9 protein-coding genes and 1 pseudogene are annotated in these 9,249 nt (G+C 36.9%); 5 read left to right on the top strand and 5 right to left on the bottom strand.

Going from position 1 to position 9,249, the window contains the following annotated elements; all coding sequences use genetic code 11:
- Positions 1-75 precede the first annotated feature (75 nt).
- Positions 76-828, top strand: coding sequence for a hypothetical protein (locus ACINWC743_RS04280; RefSeq protein WP_035300267.1), 753 nt, complete (start codon positions 76-78; stop codon positions 826-828).
- Positions 829-871: 43 nt separating this feature from the next.
- Here ACINWC743_RS04280 and ACINWC743_RS04285 read toward each other — a convergent pair whose 3' ends face one another.
- The 5 genes from ACINWC743_RS04285 to ACINWC743_RS04305 all read right to left on the bottom strand — a co-directional run bounded on the left by ACINWC743_RS04285 (position 872) and on the right by ACINWC743_RS04305 (position 5,863).
- Entirely contained in the window at positions 872-1,432 is a 561-nt protein-coding gene (locus ACINWC743_RS04285) for a hypothetical protein (protein WP_009584478.1), read from the bottom strand.
- 977 nt (positions 1,433-2,409) lie between these two features.
- Positions 2,410-2,889, bottom strand: a complete 480-nt coding sequence (yiaA, locus tag ACINWC743_RS04290; protein ID WP_009584484.1) for an inner membrane protein YiaA — start codon at positions 2,887-2,889, stop codon at positions 2,410-2,412.
- A 227-nt stretch (positions 2,890-3,116) separates the two neighbouring features.
- Positions 3,117-4,130 carry an LLM class flavin-dependent oxidoreductase gene (locus tag ACINWC743_RS04295; RefSeq protein ID WP_009584496.1) on the bottom strand — a complete coding sequence of 338 codons (1,014 nt, stop codon included), beginning with the start codon at positions 4,128-4,130 and terminating at the stop codon, positions 3,117-3,119.
- 176 nt (positions 4,131-4,306) lie between these two features.
- Entirely contained in the window at positions 4,307-4,825 is a 519-nt protein-coding gene (locus tag ACINWC743_RS04300) for a glycine zipper domain-containing protein (RefSeq protein WP_004824397.1), read from the bottom strand.
- A 606-nt stretch (positions 4,826-5,431) separates the two neighbouring features.
- Positions 5,432-5,863 (bottom strand): hypothetical protein, encoded by a 432-nt coding sequence (locus ACINWC743_RS04305; protein WP_004824395.1) that lies wholly within the window; start codon positions 5,861-5,863, stop codon positions 5,432-5,434.
- Positions 5,864-6,254: 391 nt separating this feature from the next.
- Between ACINWC743_RS04305 and prfA the strand changes: the two genes are divergently transcribed.
- The 4 genes and pseudogenes from prfA to ACINWC743_RS25235 all read left to right on the top strand — a co-directional run.
- Positions 6,255-7,343: a peptide chain release factor 1 gene (gene prfA, locus ACINWC743_RS04315; protein WP_005032188.1), complete on the top strand. Its 1,089-nt coding sequence runs from the start codon at positions 6,255-6,257 to the stop codon at positions 7,341-7,343.
- On the top strand, positions 7,343-8,161 hold the full coding sequence (gene prmC / locus ACINWC743_RS04320) for a peptide chain release factor N(5)-glutamine methyltransferase (protein ID WP_009584488.1): 819 nt from the start codon (positions 7,343-7,345) through the stop codon (positions 8,159-8,161). The genes prfA and prmC overlap by 1 nt, the downstream gene beginning before the upstream one ends.
- 141 nt (positions 8,162-8,302) lie before the next feature.
- Entirely contained in the window at positions 8,303-8,680 is a 378-nt protein-coding gene (locus ACINWC743_RS04325) for an IS630 transposase-related protein (protein WP_005029849.1), read from the top strand.
- Between the two features lie 142 nt (positions 8,681-8,822).
- Positions 8,823-9,224: pseudogene (locus tag ACINWC743_RS25235) on the top strand (transposase); the annotation flags it as partial.
- Positions 9,225-9,249 lie beyond the last annotated feature (25 nt).

The following is a 9,249-nucleotide window of genomic DNA, read 5'->3' on the forward strand; positions in this document are numbered from 1 at the left end:
GACTGCTAAGAGCAGAATGCACATTTTGCTCTTATAAAATATGTATGGATGATCATGATAATGTTGAGTTGTTATATGAAAAAGATATTAAAAATAAGTTCATTTGCGATGTTTTTTTGTGCGCAGGGCATGATACTAACGCAGTTGCATGCCGAATCCTTAAAGGATTTCGAAACAACGTTGATTCAGAAATATTATCAAAATAGTTGTACGTCGCGAAATGAATGTGATCAATACAATGAAAATATTTCTAACGCGATTGAAACAAAAATAAAAAAGGATCCTGCAAGTTTCACTTATTCTTTTCCTAAACTAACCGAAAAGAATATGTTGAAAATTCATTACAGCCCAGATCGCAAAATTAAATCTTATACAATGGATATTTCTGCTGGCGGTACGATGCGAGACTCCACGAATTTGATTCAATTGAAAGGCAAAAAAGGTCCAATCACTCAAGATTTAACGACAGTTGGATTTATCGATAAAATTGAGCAAGTTAAAATAAAAAATCGAGATGTATATTTAATCACCAGTGTTTTTATTGGTAGTACGTGTTCAAGAAGCTATCGTATAAATTCTTTTGTCGTAAATAGTGATAAGTTCTCTCCAGAATCGATTTTTGAAACGAAAACAAAAAATTTGGACTCAATAGACGTTGCAAACGATTGTCAGGACTGGGAACGTCCATTGGAAGATTTCATCCGTATTTCTAAAGATTTAAAGAATATCGATATTATGCTGATCAATAACGCTGGAAAACTGACGAACAACTACTTGCGCTATCAAAAGACTGCCAATAGTTATCGCTATATTGGACAGACAAAATAAAAGGAGGCAATACATGCCTCCTTCAATTAAATTTTATTCAAATCTATGATGTATAGGTACTAATAACAACATCAACGACATACTCTGTTCCATCCATACCGTGTATTGAATTGGATGTAATTTTAACAATTGGCCAAGCAATGTGCTTGCATCGAGGATGTTGCAAGGCTGAATAATAATTATCGGATTTCAGAAAGACTTTATTTTTCATTGCCAGATTAGGCGTAAGCTGGCGTTTTAACCACTGGTCTTGGACTTGCGCATCTAAATATCGAATCGCCAACATTGCTTTAATTCGATGATTAAACAAACGACGATTTTTAATAATTAATGGATGCGAAATGAGTTTGTGTATGCCTCGTTCGGTTTGTGGTAATACAAAAACAGGCGAAATCTGAAAAACTTTGACCAGTTCAGCTTGCTTTAATAACTGATCAAGTTGCGTTACAGTAAATTGATCAACCCCAATAATTGCAACTTTTAAACCAGAAAAGTCATGCAGTTTCATGTCTGTGGACGCAATGATTTTACCTGTATATGGCTTAAAAAACTCGGATTGGTTTTGAAAAAAACCTTCGTTTTGGCTCTTGTTCCTGGTGAGCATATTTATTCCTTTTTTTATTTATAGGTCGCTGAGAATCGCGACATTTATTGATATAACCAACTTAATCGCAGAGGTAAAGTCTTTTCAAAATCTCACCAGTCATATTTTATAAATGTAAGGCTGTAATGAAAAATCACACAAACTGTATAAAAAACATGACTTTAAAATTTAAAGTTTAAAAAAAATTCTATTTCTGATGTGCTTGAATATTCATATTCGTCAAGATTTTAGTCAATAACACCAGAGTTGAACTGAATTCTTCTGCGTGATGAATGGTTAATATTGTTGTTTATTCTATTTCATCTCATTTTGAAAAGATTGGCGAAATTATTCATTATCAAGAGATGAAAATATCAATTCGATAACAGCTCAGTGAATTATTTGTCATATGAAAAGATTGTTGAGACATATAGTCATCCTGATGAAAAATCCATACAGTGAAATATCATTTCTTTTGATCAATAAAATCAATAGATTGTTTGATGATTTAAAGTTTGCACTGCCACGTTTTAGCTCTAAAGTTTAAATCGCTTTGCGTAGGCGAGGCTTTACTTTGCCCAACCCATTTTTTTATCCAATAGCATTATTTGCGCTGCAAACAAAGCAGTGCTTTTTACTCATATACCCCCGCTCAACATGGCGATATACATGTCGCTTCACGATAGCAAGACCATCTATGATTCAAAAGGGCGAAATATATAAATGATCAAAATCTTCTAAGGAATATACAGTTTATTGAATATCAATGATTAATAACAAAGTACTTGTATAAATCATTAGATGGTTTGATCATAGGGCTAGACGAGGTACTTTTTTGGAGGCACATTTCGGTAATTTCTTTTGTATTTTGATGCATTAAAAAAGCCCAACAAAAGTTAGGCTAAGCGTTTTCCATCATTTTATCTGTTGAAATTGAATCGCGTGTCTCTCAATCTGATTAATTTATCAATACCTAAATTATCAGTGCCTTGAACAAATTATAATTTATCATCCTGTGTTTCGATCTCTTTTATTTCCACTTGGGATGGAAGAGAATGAGTTAATTCAGGTTGTGTATGTGTTCTCAAATACTCTAAATCACGAATGTTTTTCTGTACTGCAACAGCTCCGAATAGGCTGAGTAAAAATGCCATAATATAAAAGTCTTTTTCGCTCAAAGTCATGTTGGCATTCCATAAACCTAGTGCTAAAAGTACAACACAAATCACCACTGAGACCCAACATAAGCTATAGTAAATAGCGGTAACTTGTTGTCCTTCTAACTTATCTCGAACAATTTTTTGCAATGAAACAGCAGAAAATAATCCATAGAGAATCAAGATGAGGTAATAGCCTTTTTCGTTTAAGAGAATTTGTGCATTAAACAGACCCACACAGTAGGCGGCAGCGCCAGCAAGTAGTGCCACCCAGCTTACTGCAACAAAAGCAGGTGTTGGCTTATTGATATATTGATTCATTGTTGTTCCTAGTTGATATTCTACTGATTTTTATATGTTCTATTATGCTGATTTGAAAAGAGATGGCAAATCTTTTCATTTTTTCTGTTGTATTAATCTATGTTTTAAATCATAAATTACTGTAAATTTATATTTAAATTAATGATTTAGTAATATTGAAATCAAAAAAAACCAAAATGAAAATTCATATTTCATTTTGGTAAAGAGGAAAAGATAATGGGTTTGTATTATTTTTTTAAATCCATTAATAAACTAAAGTTATCTAAACGTTTCGATGTGTCATAGATGTCACAAGTGAAAATAAATTCATCCACTTGATATTGTTCAAGCAGTCGATTCAAACCTTTTTCCACTGTTTCTGGTGAACCAATTTGCGCCATTGCGAGGAAATTCTGCACAGCCATTTTTTCTGAAACAGACCATCGACCTTCCATACTTTCAACAGGTGGTTTGAGTTTTAAACTTTGCCCTGTCAGCAAAGCTTGAATTCGCAAATAGACACTGGTTGCAAGATATTCAGCTTCTTCATCTGTTTGAGCGACGACAGTAGGTACACCCATAGAGACAAAAGGTTGATCCAAATATTCAGAAGGTTGAAAGTTTTCACGATAAAGTTGGATGGCTTGTCCCAACATTCTCGGTGCAAAATGTGAGGCAAATGAATAGGGAAGCCCTAATTTTGCTGCAAGCTGAGCGCTGAATAAACTTGAACCTAAAAGCCAAACTGGAACATGCGTGCCTTGTCCAGGTGTTGCCTTAATTCTTTGGTTTGAATGAGCATCTGCAAAATAACTCAATATCTCTAAGACATCTTGTGGAAATTGATCTTCAGTTTCTTGACGACCACGTCTTAATGCACGCATAGTCAGAGGATCTGTACCGGGTGCACGTCCTAAACCTAATTCAACGCGATTCGGATAAAGTGTTGCCAAAGTACCAAATTGTTCAGCAACCACCAGTGGTGCATGATTGGGTAGCATGATCCCACCTGAACCAACTTTGATGCTATGCGTATTTGCCAAGATATAACCTAAGAGTACTGCTGTTGCAGAACTGGCAATGCCATCCATATTATGATGTTCAGCTAACCAAAGACGATCGAATCCTAACGTTTCAGCATGTTGAGCAAGTTCTAAGCTATGTTTAAGAGAAAACCCAACTGTTTGATCTTCACGTACAGGTGCAAGCTCTAAAATAGAAAACTTGGTAGTTTTTAATGCCGAATCTGCTATAGATGTCATTTTTTAACTCGATATAACCATATATCGAAATACTACGATATATGTTGAGTAATGTATATCGAAAATTGTCGATATTTGTATTTAAAGCTGAGAAAATACGACTGATAAAAAAAATCAAGCATCGGTAAATGCTTGATTGAATATATTGTTATATCAGTAGAAGCGGGAAATTAACTCTACCAACGGTTTTTATATTGACCATAGTGATGCCCGTTGTCATGGCGATAATTACGATTATTATAACGATAGTCTACATTGCGGTATCCGTTACGATCATAACGGTCATTATAACGTCCATAGCGGTTGTCATAACGGTCATCATAACGACGATCTTCACTGACTTTTTTACCTAAAGCTGAACCACCAGCAGCACCAAGACCTGCACCGATATATCCACCTGTGGATGTACCTGTCACATTACGACCAACAGTATAACCACCTGCGCTACCTAAAGCGCCACCAATGATTGCACCATTTCTATCGCGTTTATTCGATGCCGCACCAGCACCAACACCACCACCGATCGCTGAACCAATCATTGCACCAGTGGAGCCACCCATTTGTTGACCAATTGCTGCACCTACAACACCACCAAGTGCAGATGTTAAGGCTGTATTGGTTGAGTTACCTGCATGTGCAGTTGTGACTAGAGTTGCTGCAAGAACAGTTGCACCAAGTATTGCTTGTAGTTTCATTTCAAACTCCTTGTCGAAGCTTCTTCAAATTATTTAACTTGAGCTTAGAATAACGAAACAATTAGCAATAATTATGGATGTGGATGTAAGCAATTTCTGTGTTTTGTTTCTAGATTGTATTTCTTGCTCTTTAATTGGTTCATATTATGTGAATGTTAAACTTTATTCTCAGCGCGATTGATCAGAGAGCATTCATATTAAAATTATGCAACAAGCGAGACAAAATAGAAGATTGAACTTTAAATGCGACTATCACAGCCTAGCACCTCATAGCAAAAAATAAGTCGGGTGAGCCGTCAGTTAGATTTAAAATTGGATGAAGATTTAATATGAGTTCGTGAAGATTATTGTTATCTCAATCAGCTAAATAACTTGTTAAATTAATCATATAGGGCTTAGGTAGCGACAATATTATTGACTTAATATAGATGAAATGTTCTTTGCTTTTCCATCAGCCAATTCTAGCTGATGCCATTATCATGTTGGGTGGCATGGATACAGTCGACCATTAAAGGCGAGATGTAATCATTTTTAAATATTGAGTGTAAAAGGCTGATATAACAAATAAAAAGCACCCGAAGGTGCTTGATGTCATTCACGGATCAATTAGTGATGACGACGATGTTTTTTGTAGTACTTTTTATTGTACTTGCGTTGATCTGCATGACGGTCTTGAGATACTTTTTTACCTAAAACGGAACCACCCGCTGCACCTGCTGCTGCACCAATATAGCCGCCAGTAGTGCCACCCATATTTTTACCAACAGTGTAACCACCCACACCACCTAAACCGCCACCGATTGCAGCAGCAGTACGATCTCTTCTATTGGTTGAAGCTGCTGCACCACCAGCACCACCCACTGCTGAACCAATCATTGCACCAGTGTTACCGCCAATTTGTTTACCTACAGCTGTACCAACAACACTTCCTAAAGCCGAAGTTGCTGCAATACGTGTTGAGTTGTCAGCATGGGCACTTACTGTAAACATTGAAGTTACTGCTAAAGCAGTACTAAATAAGATTGTATTAAATTTCATCTGTTGCTCCATGTCCTTAGATGGACAGCTCTATCTGTATTCGATGAAGCAAATGTAACAAAAGTTTTTTCAAAAAATGTGGAGATGAACCCGAAAATTGATAACGTTTGGTATCTGAATGTATGTTTTCTATTAAAAGTGATTTTAAAACATGCAAACGCTGGGACAAAAAGGAGAAATGATGAAGATAATACAGTTATGAATACGCATAAAGCTCGTAAATTGGCAGATAAATTCGTTAAGTTCACGGCAGAGCGCCTATATAAATGTGTCATTTAAATGGCAGAATCGGTAAACTATGCACAATTTTAGAATTTTCTTAGCCATGTGATTGAGGTTGTATTTTAAATCTTAAAATGTGGTTAAGGCTTAGCTTGAGAATGTATTTAAAATGAAAGAATCGTTACGTTTACGATTAGATCAACTTTGTGATCGGCATGAGGAATTAGAGGCATTATTGGCAGACGTTGAAGTCATCTCTGACAATAAGCGCTTTCGTAATTTATCACGTGAGCATAATGATTTATCAGAAATTACTGAAGTTTGGAAAAAATATAAGCAAGCTGAAGAAGATATTGAAACAGCTGAAGTGATGTTAACCGATCCAGATTTTAAGGATATGGCTGTTGAGGAAATCAAAGAGAATAAAGCTTTAATTGAGCAACTCGAATCTGAGTTGAATATTCTCATGATTCCAAAAGACCCAAACGATGCGAACTCGGCATATTTGGAGATTCGCGCTGGCACAGGTGGTGATGAAGCGGCGATCTTTTCAGGTGATTTATTCCGTATGTATAGCAAATATGCTGAGTCACAAAATTGGCGTATTGAAATCTTATCTGAAAACGAGGGTGAGCATGGTGGCTATAAAGAAATCATTTGCCTCGTCAATGGTGAGGGCGTTTATGGGCGCTTAAAGTTTGAAAGTGGTGCGCATCGTGTACAACGTGTACCTGCCACAGAGTCGCAAGGGCGAGTACATACTTCTGCATGTACAGTTGCAATTCTTCCAGAAGTTGATGTAGATACAACGGTTGATATTAATCCTGCTGATCTGCGTATCGATACATACCGCGCATCTGGTGCAGGTGGTCAGCACATTAACAAAACTGATTCAGCAGTCCGTATTACTCATATTCCAACGGGAACAGTTGTTGAATGTCAGGATGAGCGTTCACAGCATAAAAACAAAGCCAAAGCGATGGCGTTATTGGCATCACGTTTAGAAAATGCAAAACGTGCTGCGGCAGATGCTGCAACTTCTGAAATGCGCCGTGACTTGGTCGGTTCTGGTGACCGTTCAGAAAGAATCCGTACATATAACTATCCGCAAGGTCGTATGACAGATCACCGTATCAATTTAACCTTATATAAGTTGGATGCTGTTATGGAAGGTGATTTGACTGAACTTTTAGATAGCTTGCATCGTGAATATCAAGCTGATCAGCTGGCAATGCTTGCTCAACAAAACGGTGGATAATGAATATTGCACAGGCATTAGCCTTACGTGGAGAGCCAGAAAGTTATGAGCGTCAAGAGAATGCTTGGTTACTTGAGCATATTCTAAAAATTGATGCTTTTGATTTGTCACTTAAATCAACTCAGGAATTAACCACTGAACAAGAACAGCAATATACGGATGGTTTAGCACGTATTCAAGCTGGTGAACCTTTGGCTTATGTGACGGGTTCACAGCCGTTCTGGACCTTGGATTTAACAGTGAGCAAAGATACTTTAGTTCCTCGTCCTGATACCGAAGTTTTGGTGGAAACTGTACTGCATTTAGATTTACCAGAAGATTGCCGTATTGTAGATCTGGGGACAGGGACTGGAGCGATTGCTTTATCATTGGCAAGTGAACGTCCGAATTGGTCTGTAACAGCGACAGATGTTTATGAGCCAACTTTAGAGGTTGCACTACACAATGCTGAAAAACATGATTTACCACAGGTGAAGTTTTATTTGGGCAGTTGGTTCAATGCCTTAAATCGGCAATATTTTGATGTGATTGTTTCCAATCCTCCTTATATTGATGCTGAGGATGAACATATGCCACAGCTTGCTTCTGAACCTGAACGTGCTTTAGTTGCCGATCAACATGGTTTAGCAGACATTGAGCATATTATCCAGCAGGGTAAAAAATGGCTTGCAACACAAGGTTGGATCGTGCTTGAACATGGTTATAATCAAGCTGAGGCAGTACAGCAGATATTTAAAGGTGCAGGTTTTAAACAGGTTCGAACTGTAAAAGATTATGGCGGTAATGACCGTGTGACTTTAGGTCAGTGGCCCAATTAATTTCTTGCTGTATCAAGAAGGCTTTACTAGGTGTTTGAGTAGACAGATGGTAAAGCCTTTTTTATTTATTCTTGTTTTTTATTCTATATAGCTAAATATATAAATTTTGCTACACTATAAAAAACCTTACTGACTGCTGTTATGCCTAAGCCATACTCCAATGATCTTCGATACAAAGCTCTAGACTACTACAAAGAATGCCAGAATAAGTCTAAAACATGTACTGTTTTTAAGATTGCAAGAACGACTTTAGATCTCTGGATTCAGCTCGAACATCTCCAAGGAAATGCGAATAGACCACATCCCGAAAAAGCAGGTCGACCCTATAAAATTAAAGACCTAAAGGCTTTCAAAATCTTTGTTGAAACAACATCATTTTCGCAGGCTAAAGATCTGGTGCCATTATTTGAGCAAAGATTTGGTTATTCCGTCAGCTATGCCAATATCTTATTTGCTTTAAAAAAGCTGGGGTGGAGTTATAAAAAAAGAGTTTTCTCTACAGACAAGCCTGCAAAATAGGACGAGCAGTATTCCAATGGTTCCTGCCACAATGGAAACAGCAATATGGTGAAGAGTATATTTTATACATTGATGAATCAGGTATAAATACCAATGAGGTTGCTGAATATGGTTGGTCTGAGAAAGGAAAAGTTGTCGTGCATTAAGAACAGGTGGGCATGGAAGTAGACTAAATATAATCAGTGCTGTTCGATCAAGTGCAACGTTTAAATTCATTGCTCCCCTAATTTTTAAGGGCTCATGTGATCGCAATACTTTTACTGGCTGGCTTGAATATTTACTTAAAGATCTAACAAGAGATAAAAATGGTCAGCCTCAAAAATATTTACTAATTTTAGATAATGCTTCTATTCACAAAGGTCGAAAAATTGAGGAATTGGCTCGCCAGTACAATGCTAGGCTGATGTATTTGCCTGCTTATAGTCCAGACCTCAATCCAATTGAAAAAGCTTGGTCTATACTAAAAAGAAAAGTCAGACATATTGTTAGCCAACAACAGAAAACTATTCTTGAGGCTTTAGATATTGGGTTTAATCAAATGTAGCATAGTTTATTTAACTAGCTATACC

Origin of the sequence: Acinetobacter sp. WC-743 (genome assembly GCF_000335555.1) — a bacterium.
GTDB lineage: Bacteria > Pseudomonadota > Gammaproteobacteria > Pseudomonadales > Moraxellaceae > Acinetobacter > Acinetobacter bereziniae.

Bases quoted from the DNA above. Each gene is read 5' to 3' on its own strand.
- ACINWC743_RS04325 (WP_005029849.1), top strand. From the start codon at position 8,303: ATGCCTAAGCCATACTCCAATGATCTTCGATACAAAGCTCTAGACTAC.
- ACINWC743_RS04300 (WP_004824397.1), bottom strand. From the start codon at position 4,825: ATGAAACTACAAGCAATACTTGGTGCAACTGTTCTTGCAGCAACTCTA.
- ACINWC743_RS04305 (WP_004824395.1), bottom strand. From the start codon at position 5,863: ATGAAATTTAATACAATCTTATTTAGTACTGCTTTAGCAGTAACTTCA.
- ACINWC743_RS04285 (WP_009584478.1), bottom strand. From the start codon at position 1,432: ATGCTCACCAGGAACAAGAGCCAAAACGAAGGTTTTTTTCAAAACCAA.
- ACINWC743_RS04280 (WP_035300267.1), top strand. From the start codon at position 76: ATGAAAAAGATATTAAAAATAAGTTCATTTGCGATGTTTTTTTGTGCG.
- prfA (WP_005032188.1), top strand. From the start codon at position 6,255: ATGAAAGAATCGTTACGTTTACGATTAGATCAACTTTGTGATCGGCAT.
- prmC (WP_009584488.1), top strand. From the start codon at position 7,343: ATGAATATTGCACAGGCATTAGCCTTACGTGGAGAGCCAGAAAGTTAT.
- ACINWC743_RS04295 (WP_009584496.1), bottom strand. From the start codon at position 4,130: ATGACATCTATAGCAGATTCGGCATTAAAAACTACCAAGTTTTCTATT.
- yiaA (WP_009584484.1), bottom strand. From the start codon at position 2,889: ATGAATCAATATATCAATAAGCCAACACCTGCTTTTGTTGCAGTAAGC.